16 protein-coding genes and 1 tRNA gene are annotated in these 22,085 nt (G+C 65.4%); 7 read left to right on the top strand and 10 right to left on the bottom strand.

Annotated features, from left to right (window positions below; all coding sequences use genetic code 11):
• Nucleotides 1-58: 58 nt before the first annotated feature.
• The gene (locus BMX85_RS27710; RefSeq protein WP_143068084.1) at nt 59-922 is read left to right on the top strand and encodes a bile acid:sodium symporter family protein; all 864 of its coding nucleotides are present in this window, start codon (nt 59-61) and stop codon (nt 920-922) included.
• Between the two features lie 4 nt (nt 923-926).
• On the opposite strand, the gene BMX85_RS27715 is transcribed toward BMX85_RS27710, so the two are convergent.
• The 3 genes from BMX85_RS27715 to BMX85_RS27725 form a co-directional block, all read right to left on the bottom strand.
• The gene (locus BMX85_RS27715) at nt 927-1,640 is read right to left on the bottom strand and encodes a hypothetical protein (RefSeq protein WP_143068085.1); all 714 of its coding nucleotides are present in this window, start codon (nt 1,638-1,640) and stop codon (nt 927-929) included.
• Between the two features lie 59 nt (nt 1,641-1,699).
• Nucleotides 1,700-1,775: transfer RNA gene (locus BMX85_RS27720), tRNA-Phe, on the bottom strand.
• On the bottom strand, nt 1,741-4,002 hold the full coding sequence (locus tag BMX85_RS27725; protein WP_229210692.1) for a family 1 glycosylhydrolase: 2,262 nt from the start codon (nt 4,000-4,002) through the stop codon (nt 1,741-1,743). Before BMX85_RS27725 ends, BMX85_RS27720 begins: the two co-directional genes overlap by 35 nt.
• A gap of 158 nt (nt 4,003-4,160) precedes the next feature.
• Here BMX85_RS27725 and BMX85_RS27730 point away from each other — a divergent pair, with 158 nt between their 5' ends.
• Entirely contained in the window at nt 4,161-5,573 is a 1,413-nt protein-coding gene (locus tag BMX85_RS27730; RefSeq protein ID WP_090326831.1) for a M20/M25/M40 family metallo-hydrolase, read from the top strand.
• Between the two features lie 8 nt (nt 5,574-5,581).
• Here BMX85_RS27730 and BMX85_RS27735 read toward each other — a convergent pair whose 3' ends face one another.
• Nucleotides 5,582-6,574: a DUF3616 domain-containing protein gene (locus BMX85_RS27735; protein ID WP_090326835.1), complete on the bottom strand. Its 993-nt coding sequence runs from the start codon at nt 6,572-6,574 to the stop codon at nt 5,582-5,584.
• A 133-nt stretch (nt 6,575-6,707) separates the two neighbouring features.
• Here BMX85_RS27735 and BMX85_RS27740 point away from each other — a divergent pair, with 133 nt between their 5' ends.
• On the top strand, nt 6,708-7,244 hold the full coding sequence (locus BMX85_RS27740; protein ID WP_090326839.1) for a DUF2058 domain-containing protein: 537 nt from the start codon (nt 6,708-6,710) through the stop codon (nt 7,242-7,244).
• A 23-nt stretch (nt 7,245-7,267) separates the two neighbouring features.
• Here BMX85_RS27740 and BMX85_RS27745 read toward each other — a convergent pair whose 3' ends face one another.
• The 6 genes from BMX85_RS27745 to BMX85_RS27770 all read right to left on the bottom strand — a co-directional run bounded on the left by BMX85_RS27745 (nt 7,268) and on the right by BMX85_RS27770 (nt 14,981).
• Complete coding sequence (locus tag BMX85_RS27745; RefSeq protein WP_090326843.1) at nt 7,268-8,608, bottom strand: alpha-amylase family glycosyl hydrolase; 1,341 nt, start codon at nt 8,606-8,608, stop codon at nt 7,268-7,270.
• A 2-nt stretch (nt 8,609-8,610) separates the two neighbouring features.
• A complete protein-coding gene (locus tag BMX85_RS27750) occupies nt 8,611-10,998 on the bottom strand; it encodes a S9 family peptidase (protein WP_090326847.1) in 2,388 nt (795 codons plus the stop codon).
• A 71-nt stretch (nt 10,999-11,069) separates the two neighbouring features.
• Nucleotides 11,070-12,425 carry an MFS transporter gene (locus tag BMX85_RS27755; protein ID WP_229210693.1) on the bottom strand — a complete coding sequence of 452 codons (1,356 nt, stop codon included), beginning with the start codon at nt 12,423-12,425 and terminating at the stop codon, nt 11,070-11,072.
• A 213-nt stretch (nt 12,426-12,638) separates the two neighbouring features.
• Nucleotides 12,639-13,229 carry a hypothetical protein gene (locus BMX85_RS27760; protein WP_090326859.1) on the bottom strand — a complete coding sequence of 197 codons (591 nt, stop codon included), beginning with the start codon at nt 13,227-13,229 and terminating at the stop codon, nt 12,639-12,641.
• Nucleotides 13,230-13,608: 379 nt separating this feature from the next.
• The gene (locus BMX85_RS27765) at nt 13,609-14,319 is read right to left on the bottom strand and encodes an SDR family oxidoreductase (protein WP_090326862.1); all 711 of its coding nucleotides are present in this window, start codon (nt 14,317-14,319) and stop codon (nt 13,609-13,611) included.
• Between the two features lie 83 nt (nt 14,320-14,402).
• Nucleotides 14,403-14,981, bottom strand: coding sequence for a TetR/AcrR family transcriptional regulator (locus BMX85_RS27770; RefSeq protein ID WP_090326865.1), 579 nt, complete (start codon nt 14,979-14,981; stop codon nt 14,403-14,405).
• A 130-nt stretch (nt 14,982-15,111) separates the two neighbouring features.
• Here BMX85_RS27770 and BMX85_RS27775 point away from each other — a divergent pair, with 130 nt between their 5' ends.
• The 4 genes from BMX85_RS27775 (at nt 15,112) to BMX85_RS30685 (ending at nt 22,071) form a co-directional block, all read left to right on the top strand.
• Complete coding sequence (locus BMX85_RS27775; protein WP_090326868.1) at nt 15,112-15,894, top strand: type 2 periplasmic-binding domain-containing protein; 783 nt, start codon at nt 15,112-15,114, stop codon at nt 15,892-15,894.
• 135 nt (nt 15,895-16,029) lie between these two features.
• Nucleotides 16,030-18,087: a S9 family peptidase gene (locus tag BMX85_RS27780; RefSeq protein ID WP_090326872.1), complete on the top strand. Its 2,058-nt coding sequence runs from the start codon at nt 16,030-16,032 to the stop codon at nt 18,085-18,087.
• Between the two features lie 94 nt (nt 18,088-18,181).
• A complete protein-coding gene (gene pepN / locus BMX85_RS27785; protein WP_090326876.1) occupies nt 18,182-20,839 on the top strand; it encodes an aminopeptidase N in 2,658 nt (885 codons plus the stop codon).
• Between the two features lie 425 nt (nt 20,840-21,264).
• Nucleotides 21,265-22,071 (top strand): NF038120 family PEP-CTERM protein, encoded by an 807-nt coding sequence (locus tag BMX85_RS30685; RefSeq protein ID WP_090326881.1) that lies wholly within the window; start codon nt 21,265-21,267, stop codon nt 22,069-22,071.
• Nucleotides 22,072-22,085 lie beyond the last annotated feature (14 nt).

Consider the following 22,085-nt stretch of genomic DNA (forward strand, 5'->3'; position numbering starts at 1 on the left):
CTAAAACGCAGTATGATGGCTGCCCGTCATCGTCATTCAACCCTCATTGGAGAAACGCGTGCAAGGAGATCTGTTCTCGTCGTTGCTGCTGCCGCTATCGCTGGCCCTGATCATGTTTTCGCTGGGACTGGGCCTCACGCCCGCGGACTTCGGCCGCATCGTGCGCCAGCCGCGCGCGCTGCTGGTCGGGGTGGTCTGCCATTTCATCCTGCTGCCGCTGGTGTGCTTCGCCATGATCAAGGTCAGCGGCATGGCCGGCGTGTTCGCGGTCGGGTTCATGATCCTCGCGGCCAGTCCGACCGGCACCACGTCCAACCTGCTGACGTATCTTGCGCGCGGCGACGTGGCGCTGGCGTTAAGCTTCACCGCCGTGGCGAGCGTGCTGACCATCTTCACCTTGCCGCTGATCGTCGCGTTCGCGCTGGACCACTTCGCCGGTGCGGCCCAGACGGTGCGCGCGCCGGCCGGGATGATGATGGCGCAGATCTTCATCATGCTGGGCCTGCCGGTGGCGATCGGCATGTTCGTGCGCCACCAATGGACCGCGCGCGCCCTGCGCATCGAGCCGGTGGCGACCAGGATCGCCACGGTGCTGTTCATCATCATCGTGCTGGGCGCGGTGTCGAAGAACTGGGCGGCGCTGCGCGACAATTTCGGCACCCTGGCGCCGTTCGCCATTTCATTGAACCTGCTGATGCTGGCGACCGGCTTCGGCGTGGCCCGGCTCGCGCGCCTGTCGCGCCAGCAGTCGGTCACGCTCGGCATCGAAACGTCGGTGCAGAACGCGACGTTGGCCATGGTGATCGCCAGCACCGTCCTGAAGCAGGACCAGATGGCGGTGCCGGGCGCGTTGTACGGCGTGCTGATGTATGCGGGTGGGTTGTTGTTCGCGTGGTTGATGCGGCGTCAGGCGAAAGGCTGACGCCTTATGGACTGTACTCTTCGTGGATTTTCTCGTAGGCGCCGCTGGTGTCCTCAAATCGTTCCCCGTTCCAAATGAAAACGATGGTTCGCTCCGGTTCAGCGCCCGCCTTGACACGATAGATAAAGGCGGCTTTTCCATCCTGCGTGGTCGGCTCGATGCGGGCGTCCAGCTTTTGTGCGGGCGGGCCGTTGCCTTCCTCGCGATCGCGCTGCATGATTACACTCATCAATTCCCGCAGACGGTCGCCTTCGATTCGGTAGACGATATAGGTCTCCAATAATCCTTCGCCACGGCTGAGGTATGCACTACCCTCGCAGACGATTTGCTCGCGGTCATCGCCGGGAATCAGCTTGACGAGCTTGAAGCGATCGTTGGGATTGAAGGTGATGTTCTCTAATTTCGCGGCTTGGCCGTCGAGCGTTCCCAGCAAGGCGACGGGTTTTCCGTCGTCCATGTCGACCTCCACGTTGCGATAGCTGTCGTTACCGTTGACGCTGACACGCAGGCGAAAGTCGCGTCCTTTCAGTGTCTGTGTATAACTTGTTTCTATTTCCTCCACTTTTTCAACCCGTGGGCTTGATTGCGCGTGCGCCGTAGCGGTTGGCGGTGGTGCCGGCGGCGCAGTGTCAGGTTTCTCATACCGGAGGGCAGCGGCGGCAACAAGCAGGGCGATGATGATAAGCGCGGCGCTAAATAGTTTTTTACGCGATGGCATGGGACTTATCCTGGAGTTGCAAAAAAAAAGCCACCCGAAGGTGGCGTTTTTCATATTCTTGGTGGCCCGGGGCGGAATCGAACCACCGACACAAGGATTTTCAATCCTCTGCTCTACCAACTGAGCTACCAGGCCAAGGCGCGCTATTGTAGCAGTCCTGTCTGGATTCGCCAAGCCCCCCGTCCAGCGCCGCCAGATAGCGCCCCAGCGCGTCGTCCAGCGGCGGCATCAGCTGGCCGCGTTCGCTGCCCAGCGCGCTGAACACCGGGTGCGCGGCGCCCATCTCCAGCGCCGTGGCCGGGCGCGCCCGCAGCCGCTCGGTCGACACCCCGGCCAAGGTGGCCGCCCGCTGCGCCAGTTCCGCCCAGCTCAGCGCGCTGCCGCTGCTCAAGTGCCAAATGCCGGCCTCGCCGTCGATCAGCAGGTCCAGGCAGGTGTCGACCAGGTCCGGCACGTACGTCGGCGAGACGATCAGGTCGCTCGCGGCGGTGAACGGCTGGCCGGCCGCCAGTGTCCGCAGCGCGTGGGTGACGAAATTATGCCTGTCCCACGGCCCGAAGAAGGCGCTGGTGCGCACCATCAGCGCGCGCGGGTGGACCGCGAGCACGCGCTGCTCGGCCTCGGCCTTGCTCTGGCCGTAGACGTTGAGCGGGGCGACCGGGTCGCTTTCCAGATACGGGCTGCCCTTGCTGCCGTCGAACACCAGGTCGCTCGAAAAACTCAGCAGTTCGATCGCGTGGCGGGCGCAGGCGGTCGCCAGGATCACCGGCCCCTGGGCATTTTCGCGCAGGCAGCGTTCGGCGTCCTGTTCGGCCCGCTGCACGCGGACGTAGCCGCCGGCGTTGACGATGGCCCACGGCCGGTAGCGGCGGATGGCGGCGTCCACCGAGGCGGGGTCGGCGATGTCCATTTCCTGCCGCGTCAGCACGTGGCAGGCCAGGTGGCGCTCGGCGCACAGGCGGGCGAAGGCGCCGCCCAGGGTGCCGCTGGCGCCGCTGATGAGGATAGGCCGGCCCGGCTCGGCCGGCGTGACCAGTTCCGGCACCAGCGCCGGCCCGAACGGCATCGGCGGACACACCAGGCGTTGCGGCCGGCGCCACCAGCCCAGCCCCTGCAGTACCGGGCTCGACGGCGTGCGGCCGGTCGCCAGCTCGCGCATCAAGGTGGCCAGCGCGGTCGGCCTCGGTTCGGGGCCGCGCAGGTCGTAGGGGCCGTTTTCGTAGTAGCCCTTGCGCTCGGTGACCAGGCAGTTCCAGTCGAACGAGCCGAGCAGCGACCAGACCGTGACGGCGCGCATGTCGATGCCGTCGCCCCGCGCTCGCTGCGCGGCCTGCCAGATCTCCAGCACCCAGCGCAGCTGGTCTTCGCGGTTGGCGTCGATGTGGGCCTCGGTGACGGCCAGCGGCAGGCCGTAGCGCTCCCACGCCTCCTGCAGCAGCGGGCCGATGCCGGGGCGCGGCGTTTCCAGCGCGCGCGCGGCGACGACGTCGGCGTAGCCGTCCGCGCCGACGTCCTGCGCCGGGTAGTGTTCGGCGCGGTGGTCGAGCCAGCGCTCGCTGGTGATGTAGTAATTAATGCCGACGACGTCCGGCGGGCACGGGTGATCGCGGAACCATTGCAGCTCGTCGGCGCAGGCGCCGCTGTCGCGCAGGTAGCGCCACAGCGCGTGCTGGGGCCCGACCATGCCGCACAGCAGGTCCCACGGCAGCCAGCGGCGCTCGTTGTAGAACCGGGCTTGCGCGGCCATCTCCGGCGTGCTGTAGGTCTTGCCGAGGTCGTCCGTCTGGATCAGTTTGGCGCGCGGGTTGACGGCGCGGATCGCCTGCATCGCCAGCACCGTGCCCTTGCACTGGTTGAGCAGCGCGCGCACGAAGGCGCGGTCGCTGCGTTCGTGCGGATACCACAGCCCGTACAACGCGCAAAAGCGCGCGGTGGTGCACGGTTCGTTGACCGGTGTGTACTGTTCCAGCCACGGATAGCGGCGGGCGACGGCGCCGGCATAGGCGGCCAGTTTCTCGGGGAAGGCCGGATCGAGCAGGCTGGTGTCGCGCGGGCCGCTGCCGTGGTGGACCAGGCCGGCGATCGGGGCGATGCCCAGGCTGCGCAGCGCCGGCAGGCGTTCGTCGGTCCACGACCAGTCGGCGTTGTCGAGGCCGTCGGGGGCGACCAGTTCCCACAGCACCGGATAGCGCAGGGCGGTGATGCCGAGCGACGCGAAGCGGTCCAGATCGCTGATTCTGCCGTCGTGGCCGTTCTGTTCCATCTGGCTGAAATAACTGTCGCGCACCCGGTTGACGGTCGCTTCCAGGCCACCCCAGAGTTCCAGGTGGCCGGACCCATGCACGTCGTTGGTGGTTGTCATAGCGGGGGCGGGTAGTCGAACTGGCAACAAGTATGGAGAAGAAAAGCGCTGCCCGGCGCAGCCTTGACCGCCGGATACTTTTCTTGACACTGGTAATGTCGGGGTATAAATTTCATTGCTGAGCTATCTATTTTGCAAATTACCGGGACGGAAGCGTTATGAGACGAGCGGCATGGTTGTTGGGAGCGGCGGGAGTATCCGTCACAGTGGCGGTTGCGGCGCAGGCGGCTGCACTGTCGCCGGCGCAAAGGCAGATGCGCGAGATTTATCAGGAGCTGGTCGAGACCAATACCACCGATTCGGTCGGTTCGTGTACCGTGGCCGTGACGAAGATGGCCAAGCGCCTCAAGGCTGCCGGCTACCGGGACGCCGATCTGCGCATCGTGGTGCCGCCGGGCGGGCCGGCCAAGGGCAACCTGGTCGCGCGCCTGAAGGGCGACGGCAGCGCCAAGCCCTTGCTGCTGCTGGCCCATGTCGACGTGGTCGAGGCCAAGCGCGAGGACTGGACCCGCGACCCGTTCAAGCTGGTCGAGGAGGACGGCATGTTTTACGCGCGCGGCGCCTCCGACGACAAGGCGATGGCGGCGGCCTTCGTCGCCAACATGATCCGCTACAAAAAGGAAAAGCCCGCCCTCAAGCGCGACCTGGTCATGGCGCTGACCTGCGACGAGGAGAAGGTGCCCAGCAAATTCGACGGCGTCGAATACCTGCTCAAGCACCACCGGCCGTTGATCGACGCCGAGCTGGCGCTGAACGAAGGCGGCGGCGGCATGCTGGACAAGGACGGCAAGCCGGTCCGCCACGGCATCCAGGCCGGCGAGAAGGTGTACCAGAGTTTCCAGCTGGAGGTGACCAATCCCGGTGGCCACAGCTCGGCGCCGTACCGCGACAACGCCATCTACCATCTGGCCGACGGCTTGTCGCGCCTGGGCCAATTCGCGTTCCCGTTCAAGCTGTCGGACGTCACGCGCGCCTATTACGAGCGCATGTCGACCATCGAGAAGGGCCAGGTCGGCGCCGACATGAAGGCCATATTGAGCGATCCGCCCGACGCGGCGGCGCTGGAGCGCCTGTACGCGGTGAGCCCCGGCCACAACTCCACCGTGCGCACCACGTGCGTGGCGACCAAGGTCGACGCCGGCCACGCCGACAACGCCTTGCCGCAGCGCGCCCGCGCCACCGTCAATTGCCGCATCCTGCCGGGCGAGCCGATCGACGAGGTGCAGGCGACCTTGCAGCGCGTGCTGGCCGACGACCAGATCAAGATCAGCCGCATCGGCGACGGCGTGACCAGCCCGATGCCGCCGCTGACGCCGTCCCTGATGAAGGCGGTGGAGGAGATCAGCGACGCCATGTGGCCCGGCGTGCCCGTGATACCGACCATGTCGACCGGCGGCACCGACGGCCGCTTCCTGAACAACGCCGGCATCTGGACCTATGGCGTCAGCGGCATGTTCCATGGTCCGGAGGGCTCCGGCGCGCACGGGCTCAATGAGCATATCCGCGTCAAGTCGCTGTACGACGGCCAGGAATACCTGTACCGCCTGGCCAAGCGGCTGGCCACCGAGTAGCGCGGCCCTTAGAGGGTGACGGTGACGCTGCGGAATTTGCGCTGCGCCGGCGGCGCCTCCTTGCACGGCACGCCGCCGGTCTTCTCGTCGCCGTCGTCGCTCAACAGCTGGAACGATTTGCCGTCGCCCAGCGAGAACAGGCCTTCGGGCCGCAGTCCCTTGCCGATGCTGGTCGCCAGCGCGGTCGGCGCCTCCGTGGCCGACGGCGCCCATTTGTACAGCTTGAAGACGCCTTCGGAATCCTGCGGCCCGGCGACGATCAGGAACGCCTTCAGCTTGGCGGCGTAGTCGATGCTGCGGATGCCCAGGCCGTCGAGCGGCAGTTCGATGGGCGGGCCGAACACCGGCGCCTTGGCCGCCGCGCCGATCGCCAGCACCTCGTCCGGATTTTTCAACGTCAGCACCAGCGCCTTGCCGTTGACCACGGGGCTGCGCAGGCCGATCAGCAGGTGGCCTTCTGGCGTGGCCGCCAGCCCTTCGATATTCAGGCCGCCCTCGTCCTCGGGCGAGATTTGCGCCGCCTCGTGCAGCCGGTATTTTTGGAACGGCGCATACCCGGCGATGGCGTCGAGCAGGCCGGTGTAGGGTTTGCCGGCTAGCGTCAAGGTCAGGTCGTCGCCTTTGCCGCCGATGTCGGTGGCGAAGAGCTGGCGCCGTTCCGGCCGCGCGCGCGCCTTCTTGTTGGCGCCGTGCGAGGCGATCCAGTAAATCCGCTTGCCGACCAGGGCGGCGCCCTCGATGTCGGCCTCGCGCTGCTTTTCGCCGGGGATGCGCAACTGGTCCGACAGGTCGAAAGTCTGTACCGGCGCGCCGGATCGGTCGCTGCGGTAAATGCGCAGGATGTTGTCCTCGTCGTTGGCGACGACGAAATGCTGGTCGTCGACGGCGACGCCGGCCGAGGCGTCGCACATGCCGTGGTGCTCCAGCGGCGCCTTGGCGGACGCGCCGGGCAGGGCAAGCAGGCCGGCCAGCGCGAAGGCGACTTTTTTGGGATTGACCATCTTTATTCTCCTGAAGAACAGTATCCGGCCGTGGCGAAAAGGCCGGTGGCCGCGCCATATTTGCTATGCTAGCGCTTTTCCGCGTCCCGGTGCCACAGCGCTGGCGGCGCAGCCCAATTACGGAGTAGCCGCTATGGTCTCGTTACAAGAGCAGTTTTTGAAAGCAGGCCTGGTCGACAAGACCAAGGTCAAACTGGCCAACCAGGAAAAGAGCAAGCAAAAGAAGGTGGAACGCCGCACCGGCGAGCAGTCTGTCGACGAAGCGCGCATCGCCGCGCTGGAAGTGCAGCGCAAGAACGCCGAGCGCGCGCGCGAAGCGAACGCCCAGCGCGACGCCGCCGCCAACCAGAAGGCGATCGTCGCGCAGATCGCGCAGATGGTGCGGCAGAACCGCCAGGACAAGGGCAAGGGCGACATCCCCTACAACTTCACGCACGGCACCAAGATCGAGCGGATTTTCGTCTCGCCGGCGGTGCGCGAGCATCTGGTCGCGGGCCGGCTGGTGATCGTGGTGATGAACGGCACGGTGGAACTGGTGCCGCGCGTAATCGCCGACAAGATCGCCGAGCGCGACGCCTCGCTGGTGGTGCGGGTGAACAAATCCAGCACCCAGGTCGACGAGGACGATCCGTACGCGGCGTTCCAGATCCCCGACGATTTGATGTGGTAAAAATCCTGAGTTGGACTCCGGATTTACTCCGAGACGATGATGCGCCAGCGCCAGGGTTTGATGACGGCCTGGCCTTCGTCGCCGGCCAGCTTGTACTTCTGCAGCACGCCGGTCGGGTTGACGATGACCTGCACCGTGTTCTTGCCCTGCTGGCGGCGGAACGCGAACAACTGCTCGTTGATCACGTCGAGCACCTGCATCGTGCCACCGGCCTTGCCGTTCCATAGCGCCGGATTCTGCTTCTTCAACTGGTTCAGGCCCGCGTAGAACCCTTCCAGCTCCGTGGTCTTCCAGTCGATGGTGTCCTTCTCGAAGAAGGCCAGCTTCTTCTCCAGCTTCGCTTCCTGGCCGTTGTACACCAGCGGCATGCCGGGCAGGGTGTAGCTCAGCACCGCCATCGCGCCCGCCGCCGGGCCGTACAAATCCTTGTCCGCGCCTTGCCACGAGTTGATGTCGTGGTTGTTGGTGAACTGCAGCCGGTAGGCGTCGCGCGCGTAGCGTTGCGCCGGGTTGGCGACGTAGGCTTTGAGTTCGGCGGCGCCGGCCTGGCCCTTGCCGATTTTCCGCATGATGCCGTTCAGCCGCCAGTCGTAGCTGGCGTCGAACGCGCGCTCGTGCAGCCCCGGGTGGTCCGCTTCGGCCAGCATGAACACCGGCTTGATCTTGTCGAGCTTCGGGCGCGCCTGGTCCCAGAATTCGGCCGGCACCATGCCGGTGGCGTCCGCGCGGAAGCCGTCGATGCCCGCTTCGCGCACCCAGTAAGCCATCGCCTCCGTCATGGCCGTCCACAGCGCCTTGTTGCCGTAGTCCAGGCCGACGACGTCGGCCCATTCCTCGGTGCCGCCGCTGTCGTTCTTGAAGCTGACGGCGTGGATCTCGCCCTTGTCGTTCTGCTTGTACCAGTCGGCGTGCTCGCCGGTCCATGGGTGGTCCCAGGCGGTGTGGTGGGCCACCCAGTCCAGGATCACGTGCATGCCCAGCCCGTGCGCCTGTTTGACCATGCGCCGCAGGTCGTCCATGCTGCCGAACTCCGGGTTGACGGCCTGGTAGTCCTTCACGGCGTAGTAGCTGCCCAGCGCGCCCTTGCGGTTCTTTTCGCCGATCGGGTGGATCGGCATCAGCCAGATCACGTCCACGCCCATCTGCTTGAGGCGCGGCAGCGTGGCGGCGAAGGCGTTCAACGTGCCTTCCTTGCTGTACTGGCGAAGATTGACTTCGTAGATGTTCGCACTGCGCGTCCACGCCGGATGCTTGACGCTGGCGACGACGGTGGTCGGTGCGATTTTCTGCGCGCCGGCGTGCAGCGGCGCTCCGAGGGTGCAAATCAGCGCTGCCAGCGGCAGCAAGGTGGCAAGTCGTTTCAATGTCACTCCTTTTTGAGCGTGCGTTCGAACAGCTGGTAGATGCGGCGATACTGGTCGTACCAGCTTTCGGCGTGCACGTAGGCATGGCGCTCGAGCGGGTAGGAAGCCAGTTCCCAGTTGTCCTTTTTCAGTTCGATGAAGCGCTGCGCCATGCGCACCGAGTCCTGGTAGAAGACGTTATCGTCGATCATGCCGTGCGCGATCAGCAGGTGGCCTTTGAGCTTGTCGGCGTATTCGATCGGCGACGACATCTTGTACGCTTCCGGGTCCAGTTCCGGCGTGTTGAGGATATTGGCGGTGTATTCGTGGTTGTAGGTGGTCCAGTCGGTGACGGGACGCAGCGCGGCGCCGGCCTTGAACTGGTCCGGCGCGCGCAGCAGCGCCATGAAGGTCATGAAGCCGCCGTAGCTGCCGCCGTAGATGCCGACATTCTTCGCGTCGCCCTGTTGGTTGGCCACCATCCAGTTCAAGCCGTCGACGTAGTCCTCCAGTTCCGGATGGCCCATCTGGCGGTAGATCGCGGTGCGCCAGTTGCGGCCGTAGCCGAGCGATGCGCGATAGTCCATGTCCAGCACGATGTAGCCTTTTTCAACCAGCAGGTTGTGGAACATCTGCTCGCGGAAGTAGACCGGGAAGCGCTGCGTGACGTTTTGCAGATAGCCGGCGCCGTGCACGAACATCACGACCGGATATTTTTTGCCCGGCTCCAGCGTGGCGGGACGATACAGCTTGGCCCATACCGGATCGGCGCCATGCGTCGACGGCACCGCGACGATTTGCGGCGTGATCCACTCGCGCGCCTTGTAGTCGGCGTTGCGGGTGTCGGTCAGTTGTTTGGCGGCGCCGCCGCCGCTGTCCACCATGGCGACTTGCGCCGGCATGTAGGCGGTCGAGTAGCGCACCAGCAGCTTGCGGCCGTCCGGCGACAGGCTGAAGCTCTCCACGCCGCCCAGCGACGTCAGTTCCTTCGGCGCGCCGCTGGTTGCGCCGCCCGTGGCGGAGCTGGAGCATACCTCGTAGGTGCCGGGCAGCTTGGGGTTGCACAGGAAGTAGGCGGTCTTGCCGTCGGCCGACCATTCGACGTTGCTTGCTTCCCATTTGCCCGACGTGAGCGCGCGCGATGCGCCCGCGGTGGCGGGTTGCAGGTAGATGTGGGCGTAGCCGCTTTCCTCCGACTGGTACCACAAGGTGCTGTTGTCCGGCTGCCAGCCGAAGCCGTTGCCACGGTTGTTGACCCAGGCGGCGTCGGTCAGACGGTGCACCGGCTGCAGCTTGGCGCCGGCCAGGTCGACGGTGGCGATCCAGCGGTCCTTGTTGTCGATCGCCTGCGCCATCACCGCCACCTGCTTGCCGTTGCCGCTCCAGCGGATCGATTCGTCGCCGCTTTCAAACCGCACGCCGCGGTTGCCCTTGAGCGCATCGAGCTTGCGCGCGGCGCGCATGTCGGCCAGCGGATCGACATTGATGCCGGGCAGGGCGTCGAGCGACAGCTCGGTGACCTTGCGCGTGGCCAGTTCGATCAGTTTGAGTTGCTGCGGCTGCGGACCTTCGTCGCTGACCCTTTTGCGCTCGTCGTCGGTCTCCTCGTAGCCAGACTCGGTCACGTACTTCGGCATTTTGCCGACGCGGCGCTTGTCGCCGTCCTTGGCGCTGGTGACCACCAGCAGGTAGCGCCCGTCCGGCGACAGCGCGCTGGTGTCGATGACGACCTTCTCGCCCAGGTAGACCGGCTGCGGGGCGCGGGTGGCGTCGGCGCCGCGTTCCTGGTTGCGGCGCTCGCGCAGCGCGTCGCGCTCCTGCTTCTGGCGCGCCAGGGTCGAGAGCAGGCGCAATTGCAGGTCGCGGCGCGCGCTGGCGTCGGGCGCGGCGTCCGGGTCCTTGGCGGTGCGCAGCACGGCCAACGGCGACACCAGGCGCTCGGCGCGGCTCCAGCCGTACCAGTCGCTGCCCACGCGGAATTGCACGCCGGCGCCGTCGGCCGTGTATTGCGGATCGAAGGCCGGGGTGGTGCCGCGCACGATTTGTGTCAGCGCGCCGCTTTTCAAGTCACGTTCGAACAGGTCGCCGTTGCGCACCAAAATCGCGCGCGTGCGATCGCGGTTGTAGACCGGATCGGCGCTGTCGAGGTTTGCCAGCTGCTTGTCGTCCACCAGCTTCGGACCGCCGGCGGCGATCTGGAAAGTGTCGCGCAGCGGCGAGCCGGCGCGCTTTTGCTTGAAGTAGACCTGGCGGCTGTCCCAGCCCCACCATGCCGATTCGACCGGATTGCCGATCCAGTCGGGATTGGCCATGGCCTGGTCCAGCGTGATCGGAGTTGGGGTGGCCGCGTTGGCGGCGATGGTGGTGAACGCTGCGGCCAGCGCGGTGGAGAAGGGCAGGACAAAACGCATGGATAGTTCGCTTTGAAGTTGGGTGAACGGGAGCGCCGGATTGCGACGCGTCCACGATTCTAGCCGAACAGTCAGTTGCGGGCTATCTTGTCCCGGAGGCCGTCCTTGGCGTCCGGGCCGCCGCGCCGTGGCGCCATGCGCAGCGCCAGCATCAGGATCAACCCGGCCGCCAGATACATGCCGATCAGCGCGGCGAGCATGGCGGCGCTGTCGCCCCAAGCCAGCACGCGCGCGCTCAGCGCCGGACCCAGGGCGCCGCCCATCATCGCCAGGCCGCCCACCAGCGCGATGCCGATGGCGGCGCGCCGGCGGTTCAGCAAATCGGTGAGGATCGCCACCAGCAGCGGCAGCGCCGACGAGATGCCCAGCGACGCCAGCGACAGGCCGGCCAGCGACCACGCCAGGCCGTTGTCGGCGGCGATGGCCAGACCGAGTCCGCCGGCGGCCAGCACCATGCAGGCGATGAAGTGGCCGCGCCGCTCGCGCCGGCGGTCCGAGTCGTAGCCGATGGCGATCATGCCAACGATGCCGACGATGCCGGGCAGCGCCGCCAGCAGGCCGGATTGCGGGCCGCCCGCGCTCCAGCGCTGCATCAGCGCCGGCGCCCAGTGCGCCAGCGCGTAGCTGGCGCCGGCCAGCAGCAGGTTGGCGAGCGCCAGCAGGCAGATGGCCGGGTCGCGCAGCAGCGACCAGATGATGGCGAAGGCCGACGGCGGTTCGTCCTGGTCGTCCTCGTCCTCGTCGACGCCGGCGGCCTTGGCGAGCGCCGTTTCATCGCGGTTCAAATCCTGCCTGACCATCTGCTGTTCGAAACCCGATAGCCATTTGGCATCGTCCGGATGGTCGTCGAGATAAAAGTAGGCGGCGATGCCCAGCACCGCGGCCGGCAAGCCTTGCGCCAGCAGCAGCCATTGCCAACCCTGCATGCCGCTGTGCAGGTGCAGCGCCTGCTGCATGGCGCCCGACAGCGGCGCGGCGACGATGCCGCCGACCAGCGTGGCCGACGCGAAGACGGCGAACACGCGCGCGCGCCGCGCGGCCGGATACCAGTAGGTCAGGTACAGGATCACGCCGGGGAAAAAGCCGGCCTCGCACATGCCGAGCAGGAAGCGGATCGTGTAGTACTCGAGCGGCGTGCGCACAAAGGCGCCGGCGGCGGTGGCCGCGCCCCAGCCGAGCATCATGCGCAGCAGGATTTTGCGCGTGCCGAGTTTTTCCAGCAGCAGATTGCAAGGCACGGCGAACAGCGCGTAGGCGAAGAAGAACACGCCGGCGCCCCAGGCGAAGACCTGGTTGCCGAAGGCGAGGCTGTCCTGGATGTGGCGCTGCGCGAGGTCGACGTTGACGCGGTCGAGGTACGCGACCACACAGCACAGCATCAGCAGCGGCAGCAGGCGCCAGCTGATCTTGCGGTAGATTGCATCCATGCCGGCAGCGCCGCGCAGGTGCAGAAGCGTGGCGCCATGGTTCACGATGCGGGGGCAAGGGTGGTCTGCATGTAGCCGATATTAGCCGTGCCTAAAACCTTAGGCAAGCGTTTGGCGCAATGGGGAACTCAAAACAACAAAGCGCCGCGATGGCGGCGTTTTCACGCACCATCGTGGCGCAGCGAGGACGTTGAAACCGGGGTGGACGCGGACCTAGGCGCGCGCCGCTCCGGCGCCCATCGCGCGGGCGTGGTAGTTCATGGTGCCGACGTTGCGGCGGGGCCGCAGTTCGGGCCGGGTGGCGGCGTCGCCTTCTTCCTGCGCCAGGAACTGGCTGCCGATTTCGAACCACTCGTCGCTGGAAATGACCTTTTGCGCCAGCGGCAGCAGTTCCTGTTCTTCCTTGTCCAGACGCTTGAGCAAATTCTGGCAATACAGGTCGATCGTGCGGCACAGGAATTTGCCCTGCGAGGCGCTGCGGCGCATCGCCCGGCGCAGGCATTTGTGCACGGCGTTGAGCATCGCGCTACCGAGCCGGCTGAGCGCCTCGAGGTCGTTCAGCAACGCGGTGCAATTGGAATCGGCCGCGCGCACGGCGGGCATCAGGCAGGCCTCGACCTTGCGCTGGTGGCGCGCCTCGGCAAAGCTGGTCAGCTCCTTGAGCTGGGACTCGATGAACACAGGATCGATCTCCTGTGGCCGGCGCGCGATCGACTGCACATGCTGCAGCAAGCGCGAGATGAAGTGGCGTTCTTTTTTCTGTTCGATGGACAGTGTCAGTAGGACATAAGTGGCAGTTAGCATAACGTTTCCCGTATTCGTCTGACTTCGGCTGCGCGGCAAGCGAGGAGTGCCCTGCGGCCAGCGCGGCCAGGGGGTTTACCTTAGCGCTGAGCCCAGTTCATTCAACGTCGATTTACAATTGTTCACAACTAGTTAAAAGGCAATAATTGTGCTGCAATAATAAGGATCAACTGCTCCAACTTCGAAGATTACCGGCGGGGAAAACGCGTTATACACATGCCATGCCGGTGATAACTGATGCGTACTCTACCTGACTGAGTGGGAAATTATGCACCCATTTTCCGGAACCGTGTAGGCGTTTACGAGTCACTAGCAAAAAAAGTTTTGTATCAAACCGCGCCATATGCGGCGCGGCTTTCTTTGCTGCGGCGCAGCGCTTTCAGCTTGCCAGCGGCGTGCCCAGATAGGCGCCGCGCGGCGCGCCCAGGCCCTGCTTGACCTGCCTCGAGGTGTCGTCGGCCAGCACTTCGTCTTCACCATTTTCCAGCGCGGTGACGATGCTCAGCGCGACGTCGGCCGGGGCGGTTTTGGGCATCTCGACGCCGGCGGTCATGTCGGTGTCCATGTAACCCATGTGCGCCGCCAGCACCCGCGTTTTTTGCGCTTGCAGTTCGCCGCGCAAACCATTGCTCAGCGCCCAGGCGGCCGCCTTGGACACGCTGTAGGTGCCGGTGCCCGGGATGGTGATCCAGGACAGCGCGGACAGCACGTTGACGATGGCGCCGCCGCCGTTGTTCTTCAGCGCCGGCGCGAAGGCCAGGCTCAGCGCCATCGGGCCGAAGAAGTTGGTGTCCAGTTCCTGTTGCGTCACCTGCAAGGCGTTCGGCGCGGTGAGGTCGGTGCCGCTGAAGATGCCGGCGTTGTTGATCAGGATGGTCAGGTCGGGAATCGCCCGCGCGGCGGCGGCGATGTCGTCGGCGTCGGTGACGTCCAGCTTGATCGGCGTGACGCCGGGCACGGTGACCGACGCCGGATTGCGGGCGCCGCCGTAGACCTTGCGCGCGCCGGCTTTGAGGGCCGCTTCGGCCAGCGCTTTGCCCAGGCCACGGTTGGCGCCGGTGATGAGGACGATGGAGTCTTTGAAGTTCATGATGATACCTTTCGATGGGAGTGCGGTTTAAGGGTGCAACTTACAATATGACCGGTCATCTTAAAACCGGCGAAAAAAAACGATCACACGAGAATGCGGTCCAGCACCATCGCGACGAAGCGGTCCAGCGGCGCCCGGTCTTTTTCTGCCTTCGCCCGCAGCACCGCCCCTTGCCAGGCGTCGGCGGTGAAGTTGGCCAACGCCGGCGCCGGCTGCGCGTTGCCGATGCTGCCGTCGCGCTGGCCCTGCGCGATGACGTCTTCCAGCATCTTGGCCATGGCCGCGAACGATTGCCGGGCCTGGTTGCGGATGGCCGGACTCTGGTTCGACAGCTCCGTGCTGAAGTTGCCCAGCATGCAGCCGGCGTCGAATGCCGACGCGACGTTGGACTCGACCAGCTTGCCGAAATAGCCGCGCAGCCACGCACGCGGCGGCAACGATGAAGCGCCGAGCAGGGCGCCTATCTCCCCCGCCTGGTCCGCGTAGCGCTGCAACACCTCCACCCCCAGCTCTTCCTTGCTGGCGAAATGGTTGTAGAACGAACCCTTCGGCACGCCGGCGGCGTCGGTGATGTCTTGCACACTGGTGGCGTTGAAGCCCTTGCTGTGAAACAGGGTCATGCCGGCGGTGACGATTTGTTCTTTGACGTTAGGTTTGGCCATGTGCGTAATATGACCGGTCGTCTTAAATTAGTCAAGCGTTGTTTCGCGGGAAGTTATCTATTGCCCGATAGACAACGGTACATACTAACTATATAGTTAGTGGACCAATGGTCATGATAGGTTATCTACTGTGCGTACCAAAGCGAAGGTGTGGAGCGGGGCTGCGCTGGTGCCGGGCTTGATGCTGAGCGTCTCGCTGCGGGCGGCGGCGCTGGAGATGACGGTGTGCGTGTTCGACCAGCCGTTTTCGCCCCTGACGTTTCCGGACGGCTGCGGCCAGTCGCTGGAACTGCTGCGGCGCGCGTCGGCGCTGCAGCCGGTGGCGATCCGCCGGCTGGTGGCGCCGCGTTCGCAGTGCATGAACCGCTTGCGCAGCGGCCAGGTCGACGCCATGCTGGCCGCCTTCACGCCCGAGCGCGCCACCTACGGCGCATATCCGATGAAGGGCGCGCAGCCCGATCCCGGACGCGGCGTCGGCGAGCTGAACTTCTCCGTCTCCCGCCGGCGCGGCGCGGCGGTGGACTGGGACGGCCAGCGCTTCATCGGCCTGGGCCGGCAGCCGGTCGGCGCGCAACCGGACCTGCTGCACATCCCGATGCTGCGCGAGATGGGCGTCGTCATCGACAGCAGCGGTTCCAGCGTCGACCAGGTGTTTGCCAAACTGGCGGGCAAGCGGGTGGCGGCGGCCGTGACCGAGCGGGACGAGGGCGCGGCGTCGATCGCGCGCAAGTACCGGGGGCAGATCGACATGCTGCCGGTGCCGTTCCAGAAAACGCCGGTCTACCTGCTGGTCAACCAGGGCTACTACCAAAAGCATCAGGCGCAGGTGGAGGCTTACTGGCAGGCCATCGCCCAGGCGCGCCACACGCCCGGCTTCCGCCGGTTCATCGCCGAGTTCCCCCAGCACCAATAGCGCCCCAGCCCCACCCCGGCCGCGCCCGCTAAAGTTGCGTAAAGTAACAGTTTACTGGCCGCTGCGCGAACTTGGTATGATGCACGACGACCGGCCACCAGCCGGTATTTTTTCTACAACGTCGGAGATCCCCGAATGAGATTACCCCTGCTGCTGCTTGGGACCGCTGTTGCGGCTTCCAACGCCATGGCCGCGCCGCGCGGCTTCACCGTGGAAGACCTGGTCAAGATGGAACGGGTCGGAAGCCCCGCGCTGTCGCCGGACGCCACCCGCGTGGTCTACACCGTGCGCGCCACCGATATGGACAAGAACCGCGGCAACACGCAATTGTGGATGCTGGACCTGCGCGCGCCCAAGGCCGCGCCGGTGCGCCTGACCCAGGCCAACGCCAGCAGCAGCGATCCCGAATGGTCGCCCAGCGGCGACGCCGTGTATTTCCTGTCGGCCCGTTCCGGCTCGTCGCAGGTGTGGCGCCTGCCGCTGGGCGGCGGCGAGGCGGCCAAGGTCACCGACCTGCCGCTCGACGTCGACAACTTCCGCCTGTCGCCGCAGGGCGACCGCCTGGCGCTGAGCCTGGCCGTGTTCCGCGATTGCGCCGACCTGGCCTGCACCAAATCGCGCCTGGACGCCACGGCCAAGGACAAGGCCAGCGGCAAGCTCTACGACAAGCTGTTCGTGCGCCACTGGGATACCTGGGCGGACGGGCGCAACAACGTGCTGTACGCGGCGCCGATCGACGCCACCGGCAAGGTCAGCGCGCAGCCGGTCAGCCTGAGCGGCGCGCTCGACGGCGACGTGCCGTCCAAGCCGTTCGGCGACCGCGACGAGTACCGCTTCAGCCCCGACGGCAAGACGGTGGTGTTCTCCGTGCGCATCGCCGGCAAGACCGAGGCGTGGTCGACCAACTTCGACGTCTACACGGTGCCGGCCGCCGGCGGCGCGCCGACCAACCTGACGGCCGACAACCAGGCCTGGGACGCCAAGGCCAGCTACTCGCCCGACGGCAAGACCCTGGCCTACCTGGCGATGGACAAGCCGACCTTCGAGGCCGACCGCTTCCACCTGGTGCTGATCGACGTGGCGAGCGGCAAGAAGCGCACCGTCGCCGACAACTGGGATCGTTCGATCGCCGACTACCGCTGGACCCCGGACGGCAAGGCGCTGCTGGCCACCGCAGACGACCTCGGCCAGCATCCGCTGTTCCGCATCGACGCCGCCAGCGGCAAGGTCGCCAAGCTCACCGGCAACGGCTACGTCAGCGGCTTCGACGTCGCGCGCGACACCGTCGTCATGGCGCAGGCCAGCCTGGCGTCCGGCGCGCAGCTGTACAAATTCAAGCTCGGCGGCAGCGCCGACAACGCCACGCAACTGACCGAGCTGAACGCGGCCGCGCTGGCCGACGTCAAGTTCGGCCAGTTCGAGCAGTTCTCGTTCGCCGGCGCCAACGGCGAGACCGTCTACGGCCACGTCATGAAGCCGTGGGACGCCAAGCCCGGCGTCAAGTATCCGATCGCCTTCCTGGTGCACGGCGGCCCGCAGGGCAGCTTCGGCAACTCGTGGAGCTACCGCTGGAACCCGCAGGTGTACGCCGGCGCCGGCTATGCCACCGTGTTCATCGATTTCCACGGTTCGACCGGCTACGGCCAGAAGTTCACCGACTCGATCAGCGGCGACTGGGGCGGCAAGCCGCTGGAAGACTTGCAGAAGGGCCTGGCGGCGGCGGTGCAGAAGTTCCCGTGGCTGGACCGCGAGCGCAGCTGCGCGCTGGGCGCGTCGTACGGCGGCTTCATGATGAACTGGATCGAAGGCAACTGGTCCGACGGCTTCAAGTGCATCGTCAACCATGACGGCGTGTTCGACACGCGCGGCATGGCCTACGCCACCGAGGAGCTGTGGTTCACCGAGTGGGAAGCCGGCGGCACTTATTACGACAAGCCGGACGCGCACGAGAAATTCAACCCGGCGCTGCAGGTGAAGAAGTGGAAGACGCCGATGCTGGTGGTGCAGGGCGATCTGGATTTCCGGATTCCGACCTCGCAGGGCCTGGGCACGTTCACGGCGCTGCAGCGCCAGGGCATCCCGAGCAAGCTGCTGGTGTTCCCGGACGAGAACCACTGGGTGCTGAAGCCGGCCAACTCGGTGCTGTGGCATCACACGGTGATCGACTGGCTCGATACGTATCTAAAAAAATAAGCTGAAAAAATAAGCTGAAAAAATAAGCTGAACCGGATCGTCCGATCTCACGCCCGCCAACGTCGCGGGCGTTTCCCTATTTGAGGAAGCCACAATGAAAAAAAGTATGATCGTCGCGGCGCTGCTGCTGGGCTACGGCGCGGCCGTGGCCACCACCGCCGCCGCCGTCACTCCCGTCGTCGCCGCGCCCGCGCGCGCCGAGAACGCCTATCTGTCGCAACAGGACGCCGCCGCCCGCTCGGCGCGCGTCGGCAACGTCGACTACACGCTCGAATTCGCGCTGACCGGCAAGGACAGCTTCTCCGGCACCACCACGCTGGCGTTCGACCTGGCCGACGCCGAAGGTCCCCTGACCATCGACCTCGACAAGGCGACCATCGCCAGCGTCACCGTCAACGGCAAGGCCGTCACGCCCCGCTACAACCAGTGGTTCGTCACGCTGGCGCCACAGGACTTGAAGGCCGGCCGCAACACGGTCGCCATCGCCTACACGCGCCTGCACAGCACCAACGGCGAAGGCCTGCACCGCATGGTCGACCCGGTCGACGGCCGCGTCTACACGTATTCGCACTTCGAGCCGGCCGCCGCGCACCAGATGTTCGCGCTGTTCGACCAGCCCGACCTGAAGGGCACCTTCCAGGTGACCGTCACCACGCCGGCCGACTGGGTGGTGTCGTCGACGATGCGTGAATCGGGCGTCACCGACATCGCCGGCGGCAAGCGCTGGACCTTCCCGCGCAGCAAAAAGCTTAGCCCGTACAACTTCTCGATGCACGCCGGCCCGTACAAGGTATGGGAGGACAACAGCGGACCGTATCCGATGCGCCTGTTCGCGCGCCAGTCGGTGGCGGCCCAGGTCGCGCCCAAGGATTGGTTCAGCTACACCAGCCGCGGCCTGAAGTTCTTCGACCAGTACTTCGGCGTGCCCTACCAGTTCGAGAAATACGACCAGCTGCTGGTGCCGGACTTCCTCTACGGCGCGATGGAAAACGCCGCCGCGATCACCTTCGCCGAGCGCGCCTTCCTGCACCAGGATGAGATGACGGCGGCGCAGCGCGAGAGCCTGGCCGGCGTCATCATGCATGAGATGGCGCACCAGTGGTTCGGCGACCTGGTGACGATGAAATGGTGGAACGGCCTGTGGCTCAACGAAAGCTTCGCCTCGTTCATGGGCACGTTGGCGACGGCCGAGGCCACCGAGTTTACGCACGCGTGGCAGAGTTTCTATTCCGACGACAAGCAGAAAGCCTATACGCAAGACCAGCGCGTCACCACGCACCCGATCGAAACGCCGGTGCCGTCGACCGCCAACGCCTTCGACAATATCGACGCGATCACCTATTCGAAGGGCGCCTCGGCCTTGAAGCAGTTGCGCCACCTGCTGGGCGAGGAAGTGTTCCGCCAGGGCGTGCACAACTACCTGGTCAAGTATTCCTACCAGAACGCCAAGCTCGACGACTTCATCGGCAGCCTGGCGCAGGCCGCCAACCGCGACCTGGGCCCGTGGACCAGGGAATGGTTGTACGAGCCGGGCGTGAACACCATCGCGGCCGAGTTCAGCTGCGCCGGCGGCAAGATCAAATCGTTCAGCCTGCACCAGAGCGCGCCGAGCGCGGCCATGCCGACGCTGCGCGAGCAGCGCGTGCAGATCGGCCTGTTCAACCTGGGCCAGAACGGTCTGTCGCTCAGCAAGAACCTGGCGGTGACCTACAAGGGCGCGGCCACCGCCGTGCCGGAATTGACGGGCGCGGCCTGTCCCGACCTGGCGTATCCGAACTACCAGGATTGGGGCTACGCGAAAGTGCAATTGGATAAGAAGTCGTTCGCCACCGCGCAGGCGCGCCTGCACAAGGTTGCCGATCCGCTGCTGCGCTCGATGCTGTGGCAAAGCCTGTGGGACAGCGTGCGCGACGGCAAGCTGCCGCTCAACGCCTTCCTCGACACCGTGCTCGCCCAGGCGCCGGGCGAGAAGGATTACACGCTGCTGGGCGATATCCTGGCCAAGGTGGGGCAGTCGCGGGCCTACCTGGACAACATGGGGCCGCAGGCCGCCGCGTACCGCTCGAAAGTGGGCGGGCGGTTGGAACGGATGGCGTTCGCGGCGAGCGGCGCCGCCAGCGCCGACAAGAACTTCCAGCGCCTGTGGTTCGCCACCTTCGTCGGCGTGGCCAGCAGCCAGCCGGCGCTGGCGCAACTGGCCGATATCCTCGGCGGCAAGCTGGTGGTGCCTGGCCTGAACGTCAGCCAGGACGTGCGCTGGGAGATCGTCAACCGCCTGAACCGGTTTGCCTATCCTGGCAGCGAAGCCTTGCTGGCGGCCGAGCAGGAACGCGACAAATCCGACAGCGGCCAAGCCGCCGCGCTGGCCGCGCGCGTGATCCGTCCGGACGCCAAGGTCAAGGCCGAGTGGCTGGCCAATATCGGCGATTTGCAAACCAAGTTGCCGTTCTCGAAGATACGCCAGGCGATGCAAGTGATGTATCCGGCCGACCAGGGCGCGCTGAACGAACTGAGCGCGGAACAACGGCTGGCGACGCTGGGGCAGGTCGACAAGGCCGCCGGCCCGGTCTTCATGCGGTCGTACGCCGAGGCGATGATACCGGCCACCTGCACGCCGGCCAGCGTAGCGCGCCTGCAAGAGGCGATTGTTAAATTACCGGACTTGTCGACTGGCACTAAACGTTCTCTTTTGGTACGACATCAGGAAGATGAGCGTTGTGTTGCCATCAAGAAAGCTATGACAGTATTTTAATTGCCGCTCGTCGTTGCGGGGAAAAGCCAGCCATGCGCTGGCTTTTTTTTCGCCGCGACGCGTTGGCGGCAGATGGCTGCGACAAGCCCGCGAATGGCGCCGGAATGCAAGAATTTAGTTCGTTTGAGTAACTTTTTACGGACCGGATGGTTTCGATTGAGACATTCTTGTTTTGTAAAAGAACAACAGAAAAATGATCATACCGGCACAATTTTGTGACAATTCGATGACATTGCTTTCATAGAGGAACCAAGATTTTATTTGGCAATTGATTATTATTAATGAATAATAATTCTTAATCTTAAGTTACTCAAATTGTGTTGTTTGTTTATATTCATTGTTACCTACAAAAAGTAGACAAAGGTCCAGCGGGCGACCAGACCGGCGGACCACGGCGCCATTACTTTCATCAAAAGGGCAGTGAAATGAACCACTTGAAGCAAGCGCAATTGAAAAAAATCACCGGCGCCGCCCTCGGCGCCCTTGCGCTGATGAGCGCCACGCCGGCCATGGCCGCCGTGATCGATTTCGAATCGATCGGCCCGTCGATCTACGGCGGCACCGAGACCCTGAGCGAGCACGGCTATACGATGACCGTGATCGATACGCCAGCCGCCGGTCCGGACGGCACCGGGTTCGCCGGCGCCGTCGGCGACGGCAACGACCCTTTCCTGTGCGCGATCGCCGCCTGCCCGACCGGCAACGCCAGCCACTTCTACATGGGCGTCAACGACGGCGGCCTGAAGGTAACGCGCGGCGATAACGCGGCGTTCCAGGTGTCGGGCATCGACTACGCCTTCCTGGCGCCGGTCGGCGGCCTGCCCAGCTATTCGTGGGGCCAGCTGACCCTGCTCGGCACGCGCATCGACGGCGGCACCATCGCGGTCGCCTACGACTTCCCGTTGCTCGACGCGGCCGGCAATTCGCCGTTCGTCAGCAACGCGCTGACGGCCTTCGGCAACGTCAGCCTCAGCAGCCTGGTCATCAGTTCGTGCCTGTTCGACGGCGCCGGCGGTTGCTACAGCCCGCTTCCGGGCTCGGAAAACCAGGCCCAGTTCGCCTTCGACAACCTCGATATCAGCGCCGTCGGTCCGGTCGCCCCCGTGCCGGAGCCGGAAACGTACGCCATGATGGGCCTCGGCCTGGGTCTGGTGGGCCTGCTGTCGCGCCGCCGCGCCAAGGCGGCCGCCAACGCCGCAGCCACCACCGCCGCCGCCACCATCAACGCCTGAGCAAGGAACGCCCC

It is taken from the genome of Duganella sp. CF517, assembly GCF_900110275.1.
GTDB lineage: Bacteria > Pseudomonadota > Gammaproteobacteria > Burkholderiales > Burkholderiaceae_D > Rugamonas.

Coding starts and splice junctions, on each gene's coding strand:
- BMX85_RS30685 (WP_090326881.1), top strand. CDS start 21,265: ATGAACCACTTGAAGCAAGCGCAATTGAAAAAAATCACCGGCGCCGCC.
- BMX85_RS27780 (WP_090326872.1), top strand. CDS start 16,030: ATGAGATTACCCCTGCTGCTGCTTGGGACCGCTGTTGCGGCTTCCAAC.
- pepN (WP_090326876.1), top strand. CDS start 18,182: ATGAAAAAAAGTATGATCGTCGCGGCGCTGCTGCTGGGCTACGGCGCG.
- BMX85_RS27740 (WP_090326839.1), top strand. CDS start 6,708: ATGGTCTCGTTACAAGAGCAGTTTTTGAAAGCAGGCCTGGTCGACAAG.
- BMX85_RS27730 (WP_090326831.1), top strand. CDS start 4,161: ATGAGACGAGCGGCATGGTTGTTGGGAGCGGCGGGAGTATCCGTCACA.
- BMX85_RS27770 (WP_090326865.1), bottom strand. CDS start 14,981: ATGGCCAAACCTAACGTCAAAGAACAAATCGTCACCGCCGGCATGACC.
- BMX85_RS27715 (WP_143068085.1), bottom strand. CDS start 1,640: ATGCCATCGCGTAAAAAACTATTTAGCGCCGCGCTTATCATCATCGCC.
- BMX85_RS27760 (WP_090326859.1), bottom strand. CDS start 13,229: ATGCTAACTGCCACTTATGTCCTACTGACACTGTCCATCGAACAGAAA.
- BMX85_RS27750 (WP_090326847.1), bottom strand. CDS start 10,998: ATGCGTTTTGTCCTGCCCTTCTCCACCGCGCTGGCCGCAGCGTTCACC.
- BMX85_RS27755 (WP_229210693.1), bottom strand. CDS start 12,425: ATGGATGCAATCTACCGCAAGATCAGCTGGCGCCTGCTGCCGCTGCTG.
- BMX85_RS27735 (WP_090326835.1), bottom strand. CDS start 6,574: ATGGTCAATCCCAAAAAAGTCGCCTTCGCGCTGGCCGGCCTGCTTGCC.
- BMX85_RS27725 (WP_229210692.1), bottom strand. CDS start 4,002: ATGACAACCACCAACGACGTGCATGGGTCCGGCCACCTGGAACTCTGG.
- BMX85_RS27765 (WP_090326862.1), bottom strand. CDS start 14,319: ATGAACTTCAAAGACTCCATCGTCCTCATCACCGGCGCCAACCGTGGC.